This is a genomic window from Arthrobacter sp. S41, assembly GCF_004320535.1.
In the GTDB taxonomy this organism is placed as follows: domain Bacteria; phylum Actinomycetota; class Actinomycetes; order Actinomycetales; family Micrococcaceae; genus Glutamicibacter.
This window is the reverse complement of the sequence record NZ_SIHY01000001.1, coordinates 652507-672302: the sequence shown is the minus strand read 5'-3', so window position 1 is coordinate 672302 and position 19796 is coordinate 652507. Positions and strand designations below refer to the sequence as shown.

Sequence of the window (19796 nt, the reverse complement as noted above, 5' to 3'; positions counted from 1 at the left end):
CAATGCGAGAAGAAGCCCGTCATGAGCGCCAACGCGATACACATCGCGCGCTATACGAAAGCTTCTCGGCGGGCCAACGTCCGCCGATCGCAGAACCTTCGGCTCCGGAACTAACCGGCCTGAATCACTACAGCGGTGGCGCTGCACAGCAAACCGCCGCTGCCTCGGCAAGCACGAGCGCACCAGAAAGCCAGGACGGGGAGAATACCAACACCCGGTTCCTCCCCGCCCTGGCCCCTGCGCAGGGCACCCAAACCACGGGAGAGCAAGCATCAGAAACGATGTTTGCCAGCTCTTTGACCGGCGAAATCCCTTCCGTGTCTAAGCGCGAACGACGCAAAAAAACCCGGCGCAAGCGCAACGTCGTCATGCTGGCCACCGTCATTATTTTTGCCCTGATCGTCGCAGGGTCGCTGTTCTTCGTTAAGGCTCTGGTTAAGCAATTTAATCCCGACGACTATCCGGGCCCAGGCGGATCCGCCGTGGAATTCACCGTCGAAGATGGCTGGGGCGTGGGAGTGATCTCGCGCAAGCTTGAAGAGATGGACGTGATTTCCAACGACAAGCTGCTCATTAAAGCAATTGAGGATTCCGAATCCACAAACAAGTTCATTCACCCCGGCACCTACCTGCTTAAGTCGCAGATGCCGGCAGCGGACGCGGCCAAGGTTTTGGTTAATAACAAGCCGGGCAAGGTCTTCTACATTGGGCTGAAAGCTAACCTCCGCCTTGACGCAGCACTGAGCGAGGTCGCTAAGAGCTCTGGGTTGAAACTAGCGGACCTGAAAAAGCTGGCCAATCAGCCAGAAAAGTTCGGGCTTCCCTCATCTGTGCCCAACCTTGAAGGTTGGCTGCACCCAGGGGAGTACCGCTTTGAGCTGGGCACCAACGCCAAAACCGTTCTCGCCAAGATGGTTAAGGGCACCAAAACAACGTTGAAAAACGCTGGAATCACCGATCTGAAACAGGGTTACCGGACCTTAACCGTTGCCTCCATCCTCCAAGCCGAGGCGCGCGAGAAGGACTACGCCACCGTAGCCGGAGCGATCGAAAATCGTTTGGACCCAGGCAATAAGGAAACCCACGGCTTATTGCAGGTGGACTCGGCGGTCATCTACGGTCTCAAGCGCTACAGCCTGCAGTTCAGTCCGTCGGAGAAAAAGGACAAGGCCAACAAGTACAACACCTATGTACATACCGGCCTAACTCCGACGCCGATCGGCTCTCCCGCAGATGCTGCGATCAAGGCGGCAGCTAATCCGGAAGATAACGGTTACTACTACTGGGTGACGGTCAATATCAGTACCGGCGAAACCAAATTTGCCTCCACCTATGCAGAACACCAGCAGAACCAGGCACAGTTCCGAACCTGGTGCTCAGAAAATCCCGGCGTCTGCTAGACACCACCCGCAGTAACTCCACAGCAGAAAGTGCAGGAAAAGATGAAGCAGGCTGCGGTTCTGGGCCACCCGGTGAGCCACTCGAAGTCACCAGTATTGCATCAGCGTGCCTACCAGCTTCTCGGGGCCGATCTGAGCTACGAGGCGATCGATCTGGAGCCTGGCCAAAGCGCTGCGCACATAGCTCGACTGCGTACTGAAGATTGGGCCGGCTGCTCGGTGACCATGCCGCTCAAGGACGTATTCCTGCCCTTCATGGACGAAGTTTCCACCCGAGTCCAACGCCTCGGTGCGCTGAACACCATTGTGGTGCGTGACGACGGAACACTGTTTGGGGAAAATACCGATGTTGACGGGCTTATCCGCGCGGTTCAGGATTTTTCCCAGGCTCCTTGCGGCCGAGCCATGATCCTCGGATCGGGCAATACCGCGTTGGCAGCCCTGCAGGCCTGCGCTGAGCTGAGCGTACAGCAAGTCTTTTTGGTGGTTCGCTCTCTTCGCAGCGCCTCCCGGGCCCTGAACCTAGCTAATGAACTGTCGCTCAACCCGGTCATCCACGAAATCTCAGGCATCACCGAAGAAGTTGGAGCTCAGCTCCGAGAACTGCCGCTGGTCTTTAGTACCCTGCCGCCACGCGCGGCCGATACTTGGGTCTCAACCCTTGGTCCGGGAACCGGCATCTTGCTAGACGTCGCCTACGATCCGTGGCCCTCGCAGTTGGCGAAAAACTGGGCTGGACCGGTGATTTCCGGGTTGCACATGTTGGTGCATCAAGCAGTGGAACAAGTCCGCCTCTTTGCGCACGAGGCATGGGATGAGCAGCGTCGTGTTGACGTCACAAATGCGATGTTTGACTCTCTGGGCCTGACTCGACACCAGTAAATACGTCATGTCATGGCAAAATAGAGGACATGTTGCGTTGGTTGACCGCGGGCGAATCGCATGGCCCGGCACTTGTTGGAATTCTCGAAGGACTACCTGCCGGAGTATCGGTAGATAGCGAAGTAGTACGCGAAGCGTTGGCGCGTCGCCGTCTAGGCTATGGCCGCGGTGCGCGTATGAAGTTTGAAAAGGACCAGGTTACTTTCCTTGGCGGAGTCCGCCACGGTAAGAGCCAGGGTGGCCCGGTGGCCATCGAAATCGGGAACACCGAATGGCCTAAGTGGGAACGCGTGATGAACGCTGACCCCGTTGATCTGGACGAGCTGGCATCCATGGCGCGCAACGCGCCACTGACTCGCCCCCGTCCAGGCCACGCCGACTTCACCGGCATGCAGAAGTACGGTTTTGAGGACGCTCGTCCGATTCTAGAACGTGCTAGCGCCCGTGAAACCGCGGCCCGTGTGGCCCTGGGTGCGGTCGCCTCACGATTCTTGAACGATCTTGGCATCGAACTGGTCTCGCACACCACCGCTGTTGGTGCTGTGTCGTCCCCAGAAGGTGCTCCGTTGCCTACCGCCGCCGATGTTGCCGCACTGGACGCCGATCCATTGCGTTGCTTTGACGCCGCGACCAGCGAAGCTATGGTTGCCGAAGTTGACGACGCGCACAAGGCAGGGGAGACCCTGGGTGGTGTGGTTGAGGTTTTGGCCTACAACCTGCCTCCGGGTATCGGCTCCTACGTACATTGGGATCGCCGACTAGATTCCCGTTTGGCCGCAGCCCTGATGGGCATCCAGGCCATCAAGGGTGTTGAAGTGGGCGACGGCTTTGCTACCGCAGCCCGACGTGGCAGCGCTGCCCATGACGAAATTGTTTACGCCGAAGATGGCAGCATCAAGCGCAACTCCAACCGCGCAGGCGGCATCGAAGGTGGCATGAGCATCGGTGAAGTACTGCGTGTACGCGCTGGTATGAAACCAATTGCGACCGTTCCACGTGCGTTGCGCACCATCGATACGGCCACCGGAGAAGAGACCACCGCCCACCACCAGCGTTCGGATGTCTGTGCGGTTCCAGCCGCCGGTGTTGTTGCCGAAGCTATGGTCGCGCTGGTTCTTGCACAGAGCCTGCTGGAGAAATTTGGCGGCGACTCGGTGACCGAAACCAAGCGCAATATCGACTCCTACCTAGCTAACATCCCGGATAATCTGGGATCGACCGGCGTCTAGGAAGCATTCGGTAATGATTTACCTCATTGGTCCGATGGCCAGTGGCAAGTCCACCGTGGGCAGGTCGCTGGCCACGGCCTTATCCACTAGTTTTGCCGACTCCGATGCTGCGGTGGTGTCTCATCACGGGACCATTCCGCAAATTTTTGCCGAACACGGTGAGCAGCACTTCCGCGACTTAGAGGTTCAGGCCCTGGCCCGATTACTCACCGGAGTGGTCGCTACCGGCGGCGGCGCGGTGTTGCGTGAAGAAAACCAGCAGCTACTTTCCCGAGGCACCGTGGTTTATCTCGAGCTTGGCCAAGAGGCCGCTTCGGAACGGATTCGCCAAGACTCCAACCGGCCTTTGCTGGCAGGTGACGAAGCACTCACCGTCTGGGCACAGGTCTACGAAAAGCGTCGCCCCATTTACGAAATGCTAGCTGACGTGCATGTTGTGGTGGACGGCAAGTCCGTTCTACAAATTGTCGAAGAGATTTTGCCGCAACTTGAGCAACTGTGATTAGGACCACGAGATGCAAGTTCTGCTCATTTGCACGCGTACGCTAGAAAAATCATCACCATCAGGAGGAATAGACTGATGCCATTGGCACCGACCACTCTTAAGGTCTCGGGAAACACCCCCGCCGAATCGTATCCAGTACTTGTTGGCAACGGACTTTTGTCTCACTTGCCAGAGCTACTTGGATCTTCGGTTAAAAAGGTTTTGGTTATTCACCCCCGCGCCTTGCGCACCACCGGCGACGTAGTTCGTGACGAATTGGCCAATGCTGGCCTTGAGGCACTAACCGCTGAAATCCCGGATGCCGAAGAGGGCAAGCACATCCAGGTTGCATCATTCTGCTGGGAGGTGCTGGGCAAGAACGATTTCACCCGCACCGACGCAGTGATCTCCGTAGGCGGTGGCGCGGTGACCGACCTCGCTGGCTTTGTTGCAGCCACCTGGCTTCGCGGCGTGAAGGTCATCCACATTCCTACCTCGCTGTTGGCGATGGTTGACGCAGCCGTGGGTGGCAAGACCGGAATCAATACAGCAGAAGGCAAAAACCTGGTTGGCGCCTTCCACCCACCTGCCGCCGTATTGGCTGACCTTGATGCTTTGGCGACGTTGCCTAAGAACGAACTGGTTACGGGCATGGCCGAAATCGTCAAAACCGGCTTCATCGCAGATGAACGCATTCTGGAATTGATCGAAGAAGACCCAGCCGAGGCTATCGAGCCAAGCAGCGCACGCCTTCGTGAACTGATCGAGCGCACCATCGCGGTCAAGGTTGACGTGGTCAGCCGGGATCTGAAGGAAGCTGGCGATCGTGAGTTCTTGAACTACGGTCACACCTTGGCCCACGCTATCGAACTTGCCGAGCGCTACCAGATGCGTCACGGCGCAGCCGTATCCATCGGTCTGTGCTTCGCTGCTGAACTGGGACGTTCGGTGGGGCACACCTCCGATGAGGTTGCCGATCGCCACGTGAACATCTTGAAGTCACTGGGGTTGCCAACGACCTACCGCAACGACCGTTGGGCAGCACTGCTTGATGGAATGAAGCGCGATAAGAAGGCCCGTGGCGACCAGCTGCGCTTTGTTGTTCTTGAAGCCATTGGCAAGCCACGGATTTACGAAGTACCGGATAATTCGCTGCTCTTTGCGGCCTACCAGGAAATCGGGGAATGAAAATGGGTGACTACACCGCATACGCCATTGACGTCGCATCGGTAAACCGTCAGGGCGTCGGAACTTCGGTCGAAGGCGTTTTGGTCGATCCTGAAACCCTCAAGCCCTATGTCGCCGACGAGCAGGCCGCCGAGCACCAGATGCAGGTTGGTTCGCCGACCGATCAGGTCATGATCCTGCTGGCCCGAGGCCACCTGGCTGAAGCCGGCGAGCTGATCGCCGAATCCCGCTTGATTGACCCAACCAACGCACACCTTCGTGTATTGGACACCGAGCTAACCCGCATGCAGGGTGATTTTGATCGTGCGATCAACCGCCTGCGCAAGCTGGCCGAAGAATTTGCTGGCACCGATTACGAGCCACTGATGCATCACCACTTGGGACTTTCGTTCTACGCCAAGGGCGACTACAAGGCTGCGGCGACTCGTTTCCGTAAGGCTATGGACCTTCGCCTCGAGCTCGGCGACGACGCCTACTTGGTGAATGCATCGAGCATTTGTTTGAACATTGCCGAAGAGCGCGTCGAGCAGTAAGCCAGGCAGTAACGAGCGCCACCGGGTCAAACCCTAACGCAGAAGCGGTCGGTAGGGTAAAGTTATAGATGGTTTTTTGATAATGCCAGTGCATGCTGGTGTAAATAGAGGATTGAGGAAACGTGGCGGATACAACTGACATCAAAAATGGTGTGGTGCTGAAGATTGAGGGCCAGCTTTGGACCATCATTGACTTCCAGCACGTCAAGCCAGGTAAGGGTGGCGCTTTCGTCCGTACCAAGATGCGTAACGTGATGACCGGCAAGGTAGTCGACAAGACTTACAACGCTGGTACCAAGATCGAGACCGCAACTGTTGACCGTCGCGACTACCAGTACCTCTACCAAGATGGCGATGACTACGTCTTCATGAACTTGGAAGACTACGACCAGATCACCGTTCCAGGCGAGACCGTAGGCGAGACCGCCGGTTTCATGCTGGAAAACCAGGAACTGACCATCGCCATGCACGACGGCAGCCCACTGTACCTGGAACTGCCAGCTTCGGTTGTTTTGGAAATCACCTACACCGAGCCAGGCCTGCAGGGCGACCGCTCCTCGGCTGGCACTAAGCCAGCTACCTTGGAAACCGGTAAGGAAATTCAGGTTCCACTGTTCGTAGAGCAGAACACCAAGGTCAAGGTTGATACCCGCACCGGCGATTACCTGGGTCGTGTCAACTAGTGAGAGCCCGCGCCAAAGCCCGTCGCCGAGCCCTGGAATTCCTGTTTGAAGCTGAAGCCCGTGACGTTGATCCAATGGGTGTCGCTATCTCTCGCCGGGAAAACTCGGACATCGTACTCAACGAGTACTCGCTGACGATCCTCGAAGGCGTCATGGCCCATCTGGACCGTATTGACGAAGTTCTAGAGAGCTACGTCAAGGACTGGACCATTGAGCGTATGCCTGCCGTTGACCGTTGCGCCCTGCGCATCGGTGTGTGGGAATTGCTCTACAACGACGATGTTCCCGACGCCGTAGCCGTGGCAGAAGCCGTGGTTAACGTTCGCGAGCTATCCACCGACGAGTCACCTGAATTCGTCAACGGCGTTTTGGGTCGAATCCAAAGCGTCAAGGACACCTTGGTTGACTAATACTTTGGTCAACTAACCGCGTTCCTCAGTTTTCTAGCCTGGGCCCGATCTCCATTGTGAGATCGGGCCCAGGCTTTTTTGCGCCCATTTCACGCTGCGATGGAGGAGCATCACACCGCTGCTTTATTACCCGCATGGAGCTTCTATTAATCTCTCGATCACGGTGTGCCAAGGCCAATACTGGCAGCCTCACTTAGCTGCTGCGGGGGCTAAGGTGCCTAATTCTCAGGGTGCGTGGGCGCAGAGCTATACATCGAGTGATGCATTTCACTGGCCATTCAGTGTCATGCATAGCTTTCCGCTAGGGAATCGGCCCCGGATCGTGATAATTTGAATTAGCAATATTCCTTTAAATGCCGTCCCGTGAGGCGGAGAAGGGAGAGGTGCACAGCATGAATGAAAATTCAGTGCCAGATGTGTCGCGCACGGTTCTGACCGGCGACGATATTGATCGTGTACTCACTCGTGTGGCTTTCGAAATTATCGAAGCCAACAAGGGCACAGATGACCTTGTGCTCCTGGGCATTCCCAGCCGTGGTTTCCCGCTGGCGCAGCGCTTAGCGCAACGCATCGCAGCTTCCGCGCCTGAACATTTGGACCCAGCAACTCTTGTAGGTCAGCTCGACATCACCATGTACCGTGACGATCTGCGCCACTCCACCACACGCACCCCGGCCCCAACCCGCCTTCCGACCGGTGGGATCGACGGAAAAGTTGTGGTCCTGGTCGACGACGTACTCTATTCAGGGCGCACCATTCGTGCAGCGCTGGATGCCCTCTCCGACTGGGGACGGCCGCGCATCGTGCGCCTTGCAGTCCTCGTTGATCGAGGCCACCGTGAACTACCCATCCGCGCTGACCATGTAGGCAAGAATCTGCCCACGGCCAAGAGCGAAAAGGTGCGTGTGCACCTTGCAGAAATTGATGGCAAGAACGAAGTGATTATCGAGGGCGCCGCATGAAACACCTGCTATCCACCGCGGATCTAACCCGCGAAGAAGCCATCTCAATCTTGGATATCGCCGAAGAAATGCGCGAATCCGGCACCCGAGCCATCAAAAAACTTCCCGCGCTACGCGGACGCACCGTGGTCAACCTCTTCTTTGAGGACTCCACCCGAACCCGCATCTCCTTTGAAGCTGCCGCCAAGCGATTGAGCGCTGACGTCATCAACTTCTCTGCGAAGGGTTCGAGCGTTTCCAAGGGCGAATCACTGAAGGATACCGCCCAAACCCTGCTGGCTATCGGTGCCGACGCAGTAGTCATCCGCCACCCAGATTCCGGTGCCCCGGCCAGACTTGCTGCCACCGACTGGATCGGCCTGCCGATCGTCAACGCTGGCGACGGAACCCACGAACACCCCACCCAGGCGCTGCTGGACGCATTCACCCTGCGCCGCCAGGTGGCACTACGCGAAGGTGTTAACCCGCTGGGCAAAGGCCTTGATGGTCTGAAGGTCGCGATCGTCGGGGATATTCTGCATTCCCGCGTGGCTCGATCCAACCTGTGGCTGCTGAACACCCTCGGCGCTGAGGTCACCATGGTGGCCCCGCCAACCCTGCTTCCAGTGGGCGCCCACGCTTGGCCGTGCACCATCAGCTACGGCCTCGACGCAGTGATCGCGTCCGGGATCGATGCACTGATGATGCTGCGCGTCCAAGGTGAGCGCATGAACGCTGCCTACTTCCCGAACCCACGCGAATATTCACGCTACTGGGGACTGGACGATGCCCGCCTGGCCACCCTTGACGCTTCGGGCGCCGAAACGTTGATCATGCACCCGGGCCCGATGAACCGTGGCCTGGAAATCTCCTCGGCTGCCGCCGATTCACCGCGCTCCACGGTGCTCGACCAAGTCACCAATGGTGTGGCCGTGCGCATGGCCAGCCTCTATATGCTCCTCTCCGGCGACCTGATCTGAAAGAAGACCCCATGAACTATTTGATCCAACAGGCCGCCGTACTCGGTGACACCGTGCAAGATGTGCTCATCGTTGACGGGAAGATCGCGCAGATCGGCAGCATCGAAGCCACCGAGAACGTACAGGTCATCAACGCGAAGAACCTGGTGCTCCTGCCAGGTCTGGTTGACACCCACACCCACCTGCGCGAACCAGGCCGCGAAGACGCTGAAACCGTGGAAACCGGTTCTCAAGCTGCTGCCCTTGGTGGTTACACCGCCGTGCACGCAATGGCCAACTCCACCCCGGTGGCGGACAACGCCGGCGTGGTTGAGCAAGTGTACGAACTGGGCCGTCAGGCCGGCTGGGTGGATGTCCGTCCGGTAGGTGCGGTCACCGTAGGCCTTGCCGGCAAGCAGCTGAGCGAAATCGGCGCCATGGCCGATTCGCGCGCTGCCGTGAAGATGTTCTCCGACGACGGGATCTGCGTCTGGGACCCACTGTTGATGCGCCGTGCACTGGAATATGTGAAGGCCTTCGACGGAGTGATCGCCCAGCACGCCCAGGAACCACGTCTGACCGAGGGTGCCCAGATGAACGAGGGCGAAGTTTCCTCCATCTTGGGCATGCCAGGCTGGCCAGCGGTCGCCGAAGAGTCGATCATCGCACGCGACGTACTACTTGCCGAGCATGTGGGTGCGCGCCTGCACATCTGCCACGTCTCCACCGCCGGCTCGGTAGAAATTATCCGCTGGGCCAAGGCTCGCGGAATTAACGTCACCGCCGAAGCCACCCCGCACCACCTGTTGCTGACCGACGAAAAGGTTCGCACCTACGATCCGGTGTACAAGGTCAACCCGCCATTGCGCCGCGAAGCCGACGTGCAGGCACTCCGTGCGGGCCTCGCCGATGGCACCATCGACGTGATCGGCACCGACCACGCCCCGCACCCTTCCGAATCCAAGGATTGTGAATGGGGAGCTGCGGCCATGGGCATGACCGGTCTGGAGACCGCGCTGTCCATCGTCCAGCACACGCTGGTGGATACCGGGTTGCTCTCCTGGGCCGATGTGGCCCGGATTACCTCCACCGTGCCTGCGCAGATCGGCCGTGTTGCCGATCAGGGCCGACCAATCGCGGTAGGGGAGCCAGCCAACCTGACTCTGGTTGATCCGGCTGCTACCTGGACGGTTGACCCGAGCGTTATGGCCACCAAGGGCCGGAACTCACCGTTTGCCGGAATGCAGCTACCGGGTTCGGTACGCGCCACCTTCCTGCACGGTCACGCCACGGTGCTCGACTCCAAGCTCGCTACCCCAAGGCCGGTCCATGCCTGAGGGAGCACTAGGCCCGATCATCATTACGGTGCTGATCATCGCAGCCGGCATCACCATGATTTTGCTGGGCTGGCGGAACCTCAAAGCCCGCCAATCGGACATCCCGGAGCCCTACGCTGAGTTTGCCGATACGCTCGAACACAGCTTCACCGGAATGTATGTGGCCACCACCAAGTTTGATGACTGGCTGGACCGCATTGCCGTGCATGATCTTGGCGTGCGAACCAATGCCACCTTGGAATTGGGAAGCCACGGCATTCACCTGATCCGATCCGGCAGCCGCGATCTGCACATCGGGTGGGAGCACTTCGAAAACGTTAAGCGGTCCAGCGGGATGATCGGCAAATTTGTCGAGAAGAACGGGCTGATCGTGATCACCTGGAATCGCGAAGGATTCACCTTCGACACCGGATTCCGTCCCCGCTATGCCGAGGACACCCCAAAGATTTATCAGTTGCTGGCGTCGCACACCGACGTAAGCCGAGCAGGAGACAAATAAGTGAATTCTCTGAGCAACCTACCAGCCGTGTTGGTACTCGAAGATGGCCGCATCTTCCGCGGGCGCAGCTATGGCGCCGTGGGCACAACCCTGGGTGAAGCAGTGTTCACCACCGGCATGACCGGCTACCAGGAAACCCTGACTGACCCTTCCTACGCACACCAGATCATCGTGCAGACCTTCCCACACGTGGGTAACACCGGCGTGAACTCGCAGGATCCGGAGTCCACCCGCATGTGGGCTGCCGGTTATGTAGTGCGCGATGCTGCTCGTCGACCAAGCAACTGGCGAAGCGAGCGCACCTTGGACGATGACCTAAAAGAATATGGCATCGTGGGCATCCGCGGTGTGGATACCCGTGCACTGACTCGCCACTTGCGTGAAGTTGGCGCGCTGAAGTCCGGCGTGTTCTCCGGCGATGCTGCGGCCAAGTCCGACGCCGAGCTTATCGAGATCGTCAAGGCACAGCCACCGATGGCCGGCCGAAACATCTCCGCTGAGGTCTCCGTCGCGCAGGCCTACATCGTTGAGCCAGCCGATCACGGCTACACCGGTGCCATCAAGCACACCGTGGCCGCGATCGACCTGGGCATGAAGTCGATGACCCCGCACCGCCTGGCCGAGCGTGGTTTGCGTGTGCACGTCTTGCCGCACGATGCCACCCTGGAAGATATCAAGGCCACCGGCGCCAACGGCGTGTTCTTCTCCAACGGACCTGGTGACCCAGCCACCGCCACCAAGCAGGTGGAGCTAGTTCGTTCGGTGCTCGACGCCGGACTGCCATACTTCGGAATCTGCTTCGGCAACCAGATGCTGGGCCGCGCGCTCGGCTTTGATACCTACAAGTTGCGCTTCGGCCACCGAGGCATCAACCAGCCGGTCATGGACAAGTCCACCGGTCGGGTAGAAATCACCAGCCAGAACCACGGCTTCGCCGTTGACGCGCCGATCGAGGGCTCACAGCTGGCCCCGGTTGAGCGTTTTGGCAAGGTCGAAGTTTCGCACTACTCCCTGAACGACCACGTGGTGGAAGGCCTGAACTGCTTGGACATTCCAGCCTTCTCAGTGCAGTACCACCCAGAAGCCGCATCTGGCCCCCACGATGCCGCCTACCTCTTTGACCGCTTCATCACCGCGTTGGATTCCGCCGCAGAAAAGGACAGCAAGTAATGCCTAAGCGCACCGATCTGAAATCAGTTCTCGTCATCGGTTCGGGCCCGATCGTTATCGGACAGGCCGCTGAATTCGACTACTCCGGCACCCAGGCACTTCGTGTGCTCAAGGAAGAGGGGCTGCGAGTTGTTCTGGTGAACTCCAACCCGGCCACCATCATGACCGACCCGGAATTCGCCGACGCCACCTACGTTGAGCCGATCACCCCAGAGGTCGTCGAAAAGATCATCGCCAAGGAACGCCCGGATGCGATCCTGCCAACCCTGGGCGGCCAGACCGCACTGAACACCGCCATCGCACTGGATAAGTCCGGCGCCCTGGAAAAGTACAACGTGGAGCTGATCGGCGCGAACATCGAAGCCATCGAGCTCGGTGAAGACCGCGAGAAGTTTAAGGGCGTGGTGGAGCGTTGCGGCGCCGAATCGGCCAAGTCGGTCATCGTACACACCCTGGACGAGGCTTTTGCTGCCGTCGAGGAACTGAACTACCCAGTTGTTGTCCGCCCATCGTTCACCATGGGTGGCTTGGGTTCGGGCATGGCCTACAACCCAGAAGACCTGCGCCGCATCTGCGGTGCCGGCCTGCAGTATTCGCCAACCACCGAGGTGCTCCTGGAGGAGTCCATCCTGGGTTGGAAGGAATACGAACTGGAGATGATGCGCGACAAGAACGACAACGTTGTAGTCGTCTGCTCCATCGAAAACTTCGATCCGGTCGGTGTACACACCGGCGACTCGATCACCGTCGCCCCAGCGATGACCCTGACCGACCGCGAATACCAGAACCTGCGCGACATTTCGATCGCCGTCATCCGCGAAGTTGGCGTGGACACCGGTGGCTGTAACATCCAGTTTGCTATTGAACCGGACACCGGCCGCGTAGTGGTTATCGAGATGAACCCCCGCGTTTCACGCTCCAGCGCACTAGCTTCCAAGGCCACCGGCTTTGCGATCGCCAAGATCGCCACCAAGCTGGCCGTGGGTTACACCTTGGATGAGATCCCGAACGACATCACCCAGAAGACCCCGGCCTCCTTCGAACCGGCTCTGGACTACGTTGTGGTCAAGGTCCCACGCTTTGCCTTCGAGAAGTTCCCGGCAGCGGATAAGACCCTGACGACCACCATGAAGTCGGTCGGCGAAGCGATGGCCCTGGGCCGTAACTTCACCGAGGCACTGCAAAAGGCCCTGCGCTCACTAGAGCAGAAGGGCTCGGAGCTGAGCTTCGAGACCATTGACGAATCCGAGCACGAAGCCGTACTGGCCTCCATCGTCAAGGGCTCCACCGAGCGCCTGTCGCTGGTCCAGCGCCTGCTCTACTCGGGTCTTTCGATCGAGCGCCTGTACGAAGTGACGTCGATCGACCCTTGGTACCTGGATCAGCTGGCGCTGATCAACGAGACCGCACAGCTGGTTGCCGCCAATAAGCACCTGCCTGAAGACATTTTGCGCGAAGCCAAGCACCACGGCTTCTCCGATGCTCAGCTGGCACAGCTGACCGGCAAGTCCGAGGCCGTGGTTCGCGGTATTCGCCACGCACTAGGTGTCCGCCCGGTGTTCAAGACCGTTGATACCTGCGCGGCCGAGTTTGAAGCCTTCACCCCGTACATGTACTCCACCTACGATCAAGAGACCGAGGTGGTGGCGCACGAGAAGAAGTCGGTCATCATCCTCGGCTCGGGTCCAAACCGCATCGGCCAGGGCATCGAGTTTGACTACTCCTGCGTGCACGCGGTGATGGCCTTGCGCGCCGAAGGCTACGAGACCGTGATGGTCAACTGCAACCCGGAAACCGTGTCCACCGACTACGACATTTCCGATCGCCTCTACTTCGAGCCATTGACCCTAGAGGACGTGCTGGAAGTAATTCACGCCGAAGAGCAGACCGGCGGTGTATTGGGCGTGTTTGTACAGCTGGGCGGCCAGACCCCACTGAAGCTTGCTGCTGAGCTGAAGGCTGCCGGAATTCCGATTCTTGGCACCTCGCCTGAGGCTATTGACTTGGCCGAACACCGTGGCGCTTTCCAGCGTGTACTGGATAACGCCGGGCTGATCGCACCAAAGAACGGCACCGCAGTATCCTTCTCCGATGCCAAGGCCATCGCCGACTCCATCGGTTACCCGGTCTTGGTTCGCCCTTCCTACGTGTTGGGCGGGCGCGGCATGGAGATTGTGTACGACGAGGCCAACCTCTCGCGCTACATCACCAACGCCACCGAAATCACCGTCGACCACCCGGTATTGGTTGACCGCTTCCTCGAAGACGCCATCGAGATCGACGTTGACGCACTTTACGACGGAACCGATCTGTACGTCGGCGGCATTATGGAGCACATCGAGGAAGCCGGTATTCACTCCGGCGACTCGGCCTGCACCTTGCCTCCGATCACCCTCGGCCCAGATGTGCGCGACCGCGTGAAGGCCGCCACCTTGGCTATCGCCCAGGGTGTTGGTGTGCGCGGACTGATCAACATCCAGTTTGCGCTCGCATCGGACATCTTGTACGTGATCGAAGCGAACCCACGTGCCTCGCGCACCGTGCCGTTCACCTCGAAGGCTACCGGCGTGCAGCTGGCCAAGATTGCAGCGTTGATCGGCGTGGGTAAGACCCTGGCCGAACTGCGTGGCAACTACTTGCCAGCGGTGGGCGACGGCGCACACCTGCCAGATTCGGCGCCGATCGCGGTCAAGGAAGCGGTTATGCCATTCGCTCGCTTCCGCACCCCAGAGGGCAAGGTAGTTGACTCCTTGCTCGGCCCAGAGATGCGCTCCACCGGTGAAGTGATGGGCATCGATAAGTACTTCGACACGGCCTTCGCCAAGAGCCAGGCCGCCGCGAACAACCCACTGCCAACCTCCGGCAAGGTCTTCGTTTCGGTGACCAACCGCGACAAGCGTTCGATCGTCCTTCCGGTCAAGCACCTGTCGGACAACGGATTTGAGATCATCTCCACCGGTGGCACCGCCGAGGTTCTGCGTCGCAACGGCATCCCAACCAAGGTTGTGGGCAAGTTGCATGAAGGTGGCGACTCGATCGTCGATCTGATCAACGCTGGCGAAATCGGACTCATCCTGAACACCCCTTCGGGTTCCGACGCCCGTGGCGACGGTTACGAGATCCGCGCTGCAGCTACCTCAGTGGGCACCCCGGTGATCACCACGGTGGCCGAATTTGGCGCCTCGGTTCAGGCGATTGACGCCCTGCGCGAATACGCGTGGGATGTCACCAGCTTGCAGGAGCACGAGGCTCACCTGAATGCGGCGCGCAATGCCTAGCCCGATCCTATTTGGTGACCGCCTGCGTTCTGCCATGCAGGCTTACGGCCCGCTGTGTGTGGGAATCGACCCGCATCCGGCGTTGCTGGAAGCCTGGGGGCTGGAAAATACGGCCGAAGGTGTGCGATCTTTCTCACTGACCGTGGTGGAAGCCATGGCCGGTGCCGCCGCGATCCTCAAGCCGCAGGTTGCCCTTTACGAGCGTTTCGGTTCGGCCGGTTTTGCTGCCCTCGAGGAAACTTTGGCTGCGGCCAAGGCTGCCGGGCTGCTCACCTTGGCCGATGCGAAACGTGGGGATATTGGTTCGACCATGGCCGCCTATGCGACCGCTTGGCTCGATGATGAATCTCCGCTGGCTTCCGATGCGGTAACTCTGAGCCCATACTTGGGTTACGAGTCCCTGCGTCCGGCGCTCGATCTGGCTGCCGCCACCGGCAGGGGAGTGTTTGTCCTCGGGCTGACCTCCAACCCAGAAGGCCCCTCGGTGCAGCACGTTGGTGGTGAAAACTCGGTTGCTAAATCAATTATCGACCAAGTCACCCGGGAAAATGCTGCTGCAGTAGATTTGGGTCACGTCGGTTTGGTAGTTGGCGCCACCATCGGGGACGCACCACAAAAACTGGGCATCGACCTGAGCGCCAGCAAAGCTCCGCTGCTCACTCCGGGCCTCGGGGCTCAGGGTGCGACCGCGAAAGATATCGCCAAGTCATTCGCCTCGAGCTACTCGCAGGTGCTGGGCACCAGCAGTCGAGACATTCTCAAAGTCGGGCCGAATGTAGCGGCCCTTCGCGAGAAAGCACGCAGCGTACGCGATGAATTGATCGCCGCGGGGTAGTTGAAAAATAGGTTCGTGACACAAACGCGTCGTGGCTACTAGAGTTTCTGGTAGCCACGACGCGTTTAGTCTTGCAAAAGCAGCGTTTGAAAGCTATGTTTCTCAACATAGCCTTAGTCAACTACACATTAAGGATGGCTGAACGATGGTACTGCGAGAACTCTCTGACGAAGATCGTATCCGGGCCCGCGCCAAAGCCCTTGCTGCCCGCACACGTCGTGCGGAAATCAAGGCTGAGTTCAGCGCCGGCAAAATTTCCATCACCGACGTACTAGACTTGGTATACGAAGATGAAGCCGTGGGACGCATGCGTGTCATGGACCTTCTGGAATCGGTGCCGGGCGTCGGCGAAGTACGCGCGGCAAACTTGTTGGAACGCCTTGGCATTTCCCCATCCCGCCGACTGCGTGGACTGGGGCGCAAGCAGCGCACCGCAATCACCGAGCACTTCAAGCAAAGCCCGCCAAAAACGAAAGTGTAGTCAATGACCGCTGCGTCGGTAACTGTTCTAGCCGGCCCCACGGCCGTAGGTAAGGGAACTGTCTCCACCTACATCCGTGACAACTACCCAGATGTCTGGCTCTCGGTGTCCGCAACGACACGAAACGCTCGACCAGGGGAACAGGACGGAGTTCACTACTTCTTTGTGGGCCCTGATCGTTTCCATGAGCTCGTCGAAGATGGGCAGATGCTGGAGTGGGCTGTAGTCCACGGCCAGAATAGCTACGGCACCATCCGATCGACGGTTGAAGATGCAGTGGCTGACGGCAAAAAAGTCCTGTTAGAGATTGATCTGCAGGGTGCACGTCAGGTGAAGGAGTCGATGCCGGAGGCAAAATTTGTCTTCCTGGCCCCGCCTTCGTGGGATGAATTGGTACGTCGCCTTGTGGGGCGTGGCACTGAATCGCCCGAAGAACAGCAACGTCGCCTAGAAACCGCTAAACTAGAACTTGCGGCGGAATCTGAATTCGACGTGACCATCGTTAATGACGATGTGGCACGTGCCGCCGAAGAGCTTGTAGCCCTCATGGGGCTTAAGAACGACTAATAGGGAGTCCTGTGTCCAACCTAGAGGGAATCATTAACCCATCGATCGACTCGTTGCTTGAGACCAACGACTCGAAGTACGCCATCGTGCTCAACTCGGCTAAGCGAGCACGCCAGATCAACGCTTACTACGCACAGCTGAATGAAGGCCTGTTCGAGTATGTTGGTCCATTGGTCGAGACCAAGCTGAACGAGAAGCCGCTGACCATCGCCTTGCGCGAACTGGATGAAACCTTACTCAAGGTCACTCCGGCAGAGGTCGTCGAGGACTAATTCAAAAGTTGGCGCCCTGATTAGGGCGCCTTCTTTTTGGTTAAGCACCTTTAAGCACAAGCCGTTGAGTCCCGTGGCAGTTTCTGCCAGCCGGCGGCTCGTCAATTAGCACCGACACTTCAAGGAAGTCCCTAGTGAAGCGAATCGTTCTAGGCGTCTCGGCAGGAATCGCTGCCTATAAGTCGGTCCTGCTCCTGCGTCTACTGCGCGAAGCCGGACACCACGTTGACGTGATCCCCACCAGCAACGTCGAAAACTTCGTCGGCGACGCCACCTGGGAAGCACTGTCGGGCAACCGCGTGACCTCCAACGTTTTTGACGGGGTTCAGGACGTGAACCATGTGCGACTAGGTCAGCTGGCCGATCTGGTCCTTGTTGTCCCAGCCACCGCAGACCTTATGGCTAAGGCCGCCGCCGGTTTGGCCAACGATCTGCTCACCGGCACTTTGCTGGCTACCCGCGCTCCGGTAGTGATGGCTCCGGCCATGCACACCGAGATGTGGCAGCACCCAGCCACGGTCGCCAACGTACAAACCCTGCGCGACAGGGGAGTGCGGATTATTAATCCGGCCACCGGGCGCCTCACGGGCAAGGATTCTGGCCCCGGACGCCTGCCTGAGCCCGAAGAAATTTTCGCTTCCGTTCAGGACCTACTCGGCGATGCGAGACTCGCCGGGACCAAGGTGCTGATTACCGCCGGCGGTACTCGTGAACCACTTGACCCGGTGCGGTTCTTGGGCAACCGTTCTTCGGGACGCCAAGGTGTGGCTCTGGCAGAAGCTGCAAGGGCAGCTGGCGCCGAAGTCACACTGATCGCCTGCCATTTGGAGGTGCCCGCCCCGCACGGGGTGACGCTGATCGAAGCCTCCAGCGCACAGGACTTGCATGAGGCGGTCTTCACCCATGCACCTGGTCAGGACGTGCTGATCATGAACGCCGCGGTCGCTGACTTCCGACCGGCAACGATCGAAAATTCGAAAATCAAGAAGCGCGATGAGTATTCCGCCCCCGTCGTCGAACTGGTGCGGAACCCAGATATTTTGGCCGAAGTGGTGGCGCAACGTGCCACCAACGCCCAGCTTCCGCCCTTCATCGTGGGATTCGCCGCTGAAACGGGCGATGAGCAGGGCACGGTTCTTGACTATGGACGCGCCAAACTCGCCCGTAAGGGATGCGAGATGCTGGTCGTGAATGAAGTTGGTGCCACGCTGACCTTTGGCCAGGACACCAACAGCATTCACGTGCTTTTTGCCGGCTCGAGCGACTCGGTCCATGCTGCCGGAAGCAAATTAGAGGTGGCCCGGGTCGTCATCGAACAGATTTCCCACGCAACAAAAGGACATGCTGCGCAAGAATAGTGAGCTGAGCCATGTGCGGCTTGGTCACGTATTGTCGCAACAACTGCTTAACGGTCCACCAGACCAGATAGAGTAACAAGGTGACTTCAACAACCCCTGAACTTCGTCTTTTCACCTCGGAATCCGTGACCGAGGGACACCCGGACAAGATTTGCGATCAGATTTCGGATGCGATCCTCGACGCCATGCTGGCGCAGGACCCCGATTCCAAGGTCGCCGTCGAGACCCTGACCACCACCGGACTGGTGCACGTGGCCGGTGAGGTGACCACCAACGGTTATGTCGAGATCCCTGAGATCGTCCGCAAAACCATTCTGGACATCGGCTACGACTCGTCGGCCAACGGTTTTGACGGCGCGCGTTGCGGTGTCTCCGTGTCGATCGGCCAGCAATCCCAAGAGATTCACGACGGCGTCTTCAACTCGCTGGAGTCGCGCGAAGGTACCGCTAAGGACCCGCGCGACCTGCAGGGCGCCGGGGACCAAGGCCTGATGTTTGGCTACGCTTCGGATGAAACCGACTCGCTGATGCCGACCCCGATCTTCCTCGCGCACCGTCTGTCCGAGCGTCTTACCCAGGTGCGAAAAAACGGTCGCATGCCGTTGCTGCGCCCGGACGGCAAGACCCAGGTGACCATCGGCTACGACGGTGATAAGCCGGTTTCGGTAGACACCGTGGTTGTCTCCAGCCAGCATGCCTCTGAGTACGAACTGGCCACCCTCAAGGCTGACCTGTATGAAGAGGTGGTCACCCCGATTCTGGAACGCTCAGGCCTGGACATGTCCAAGACCAATGTCATCTTGAACCCATCGGGTCCATTCATTATTGGTGGTCCGGTAGGAGACGCCGGTTTGACCGGGCGCAAGATCATCGTTGACACCTATGGCGGCTTCGCTCGCCACGGTGGTGGCGCCTTCTCCGGTAAGGACCCATCGAAGGTTGACCGCTCGGCCGCTTACGCCATGCGCTGGGTAGCTAAGAACGTGGTCGCTGCCGGCCTGGCACGTCGTGCCGAGGTCCAAGTTGCCTACGCTATCGGTGTGGCTCGCCCTGTCGGACTCTACGTCGAGACTTTCGGCACCGAAACCGTTGACCCAGCGAAGATCACCAAGGCCATCAACGAGGTCTTCGACCTGCGCCCACTGGGAATCATCGAAGATCTTGATCTGAAGCGCCCGATCTACCGCAAAACCGCTGCCCACGGCCACTTTGGCCGGGACGACAACGATTTTACCTGGGAGAAGCTGGACCGAGTGGACGCGTTGCGCAACTGGTTCAACGCCTAGGATC

General features: G+C 59.0%; 20 protein-coding genes. All 20 read left to right on the top strand.

Annotated features, from left to right (window positions below; translation table 11 throughout):
• The first annotated feature begins 2 nt into the window (after positions 1–2).
• The 20 genes from mltG (at position 3) to metK (ending at position 19792) form a co-directional block, all read left to right on the top strand.
• Complete coding sequence (gene mltG / locus EYR88_RS03090; RefSeq protein WP_131088266.1) at positions 3–1400, top strand: endolytic transglycosylase MltG; 1398 nt, start codon at positions 3–5, stop codon at positions 1398–1400.
• Positions 1401–1442: 42 nt separating this feature from the next.
• Positions 1443–2282, top strand: a complete 840-nt coding sequence (locus EYR88_RS03085) for a shikimate dehydrogenase (protein ID WP_131088265.1) — start codon at positions 1443–1445, stop codon at positions 2280–2282.
• 29 nt (positions 2283–2311) lie between these two features.
• A complete protein-coding gene (gene aroC / locus EYR88_RS03080; protein ID WP_131088264.1) occupies positions 2312–3511 on the top strand; it encodes a chorismate synthase in 1200 nt (399 codons plus the stop codon).
• Positions 3512–3524: 13 nt separating this feature from the next.
• Entirely contained in the window at positions 3525–4013 is a 489-nt protein-coding gene (locus EYR88_RS03075; protein ID WP_131088263.1) for a shikimate kinase, read from the top strand.
• 78 nt (positions 4014–4091) lie between these two features.
• A complete protein-coding gene (gene aroB / locus EYR88_RS03070) occupies positions 4092–5183 on the top strand; it encodes a 3-dehydroquinate synthase (protein WP_131088262.1) in 1092 nt (363 codons plus the stop codon).
• Between the two features lie 2 nt (positions 5184–5185).
• Positions 5186–5716: a tetratricopeptide repeat protein gene (locus EYR88_RS03065; protein WP_131088261.1), complete on the top strand. Its 531-nt coding sequence runs from the start codon at positions 5186–5188 to the stop codon at positions 5714–5716.
• Between the two features lie 122 nt (positions 5717–5838).
• A complete protein-coding gene (gene efp, locus EYR88_RS03060) occupies positions 5839–6399 on the top strand; it encodes an elongation factor P (RefSeq protein WP_131088260.1) in 561 nt (186 codons plus the stop codon).
• A complete protein-coding gene (nusB, locus tag EYR88_RS03055) occupies positions 6399–6809 on the top strand; it encodes a transcription antitermination factor NusB (RefSeq protein WP_131088259.1) in 411 nt (136 codons plus the stop codon). Before efp ends, nusB begins: the two co-directional genes overlap by 1 nt.
• Before the next feature lie 392 nt (positions 6810–7201).
• Complete coding sequence (pyrR, locus tag EYR88_RS03050; RefSeq protein WP_131088258.1) at positions 7202–7771, top strand: bifunctional pyr operon transcriptional regulator/uracil phosphoribosyltransferase PyrR; 570 nt, start codon at positions 7202–7204, stop codon at positions 7769–7771.
• A complete protein-coding gene (locus EYR88_RS03045) occupies positions 7768–8730 on the top strand; it encodes an aspartate carbamoyltransferase catalytic subunit (protein WP_131088257.1) in 963 nt (320 codons plus the stop codon). The genes pyrR and EYR88_RS03045 overlap by 4 nt, the downstream gene beginning before the upstream one ends.
• An 11-nt stretch (positions 8731–8741) precedes the next feature.
• Complete coding sequence (locus EYR88_RS03040; protein ID WP_131088256.1) at positions 8742–10046, top strand: dihydroorotase; 1305 nt, start codon at positions 8742–8744, stop codon at positions 10044–10046.
• The gene (locus EYR88_RS03035; protein WP_242632439.1) at positions 10039–10545 is read left to right on the top strand and encodes a hypothetical protein; all 507 of its coding nucleotides are present in this window, start codon (positions 10039–10041) and stop codon (positions 10543–10545) included. Before EYR88_RS03040 ends, EYR88_RS03035 begins: the two co-directional genes overlap by 8 nt.
• Complete coding sequence (gene carA, locus EYR88_RS03030) at positions 10546–11715, top strand: glutamine-hydrolyzing carbamoyl-phosphate synthase small subunit (RefSeq protein WP_131088255.1); 1170 nt, start codon at positions 10546–10548, stop codon at positions 11713–11715.
• Entirely contained in the window at positions 11715–14993 is a 3279-nt protein-coding gene (gene carB, locus EYR88_RS03025; protein WP_131088254.1) for a carbamoyl-phosphate synthase large subunit, read from the top strand. The genes carA and carB overlap by 1 nt, the downstream gene beginning before the upstream one ends.
• Positions 14986–15828: an orotidine-5'-phosphate decarboxylase gene (pyrF, locus tag EYR88_RS03020; RefSeq protein ID WP_131088253.1), complete on the top strand. Its 843-nt coding sequence runs from the start codon at positions 14986–14988 to the stop codon at positions 15826–15828. The genes carB and pyrF overlap by 8 nt, the downstream gene beginning before the upstream one ends.
• Positions 15829–15973: 145 nt before the next feature.
• The gene (gene mihF, locus EYR88_RS03015; protein ID WP_131088252.1) at positions 15974–16309 is read left to right on the top strand and encodes an integration host factor, actinobacterial type; all 336 of its coding nucleotides are present in this window, start codon (positions 15974–15976) and stop codon (positions 16307–16309) included.
• A 3-nt stretch (positions 16310–16312) separates the two neighbouring features.
• A complete protein-coding gene (gene gmk, locus EYR88_RS03010; RefSeq protein WP_131088251.1) occupies positions 16313–16876 on the top strand; it encodes a guanylate kinase in 564 nt (187 codons plus the stop codon).
• Positions 16877–16887: 11 nt separating this feature from the next.
• A complete protein-coding gene (gene rpoZ, locus EYR88_RS03005) occupies positions 16888–17148 on the top strand; it encodes a DNA-directed RNA polymerase subunit omega (protein WP_131088250.1) in 261 nt (86 codons plus the stop codon).
• A gap of 134 nt (positions 17149–17282) precedes the next feature.
• Positions 17283–18506: a bifunctional phosphopantothenoylcysteine decarboxylase/phosphopantothenate--cysteine ligase CoaBC gene (gene coaBC, locus EYR88_RS03000; RefSeq protein WP_131088249.1), complete on the top strand. Its 1224-nt coding sequence runs from the start codon at positions 17283–17285 to the stop codon at positions 18504–18506.
• Positions 18507–18586: 80 nt separating this feature from the next.
• Positions 18587–19792: a methionine adenosyltransferase gene (gene metK, locus EYR88_RS02995; protein WP_131088248.1), complete on the top strand. Its 1206-nt coding sequence runs from the start codon at positions 18587–18589 to the stop codon at positions 19790–19792.
• The last annotated feature ends 4 nt before the right edge of the window (positions 19793–19796 follow it).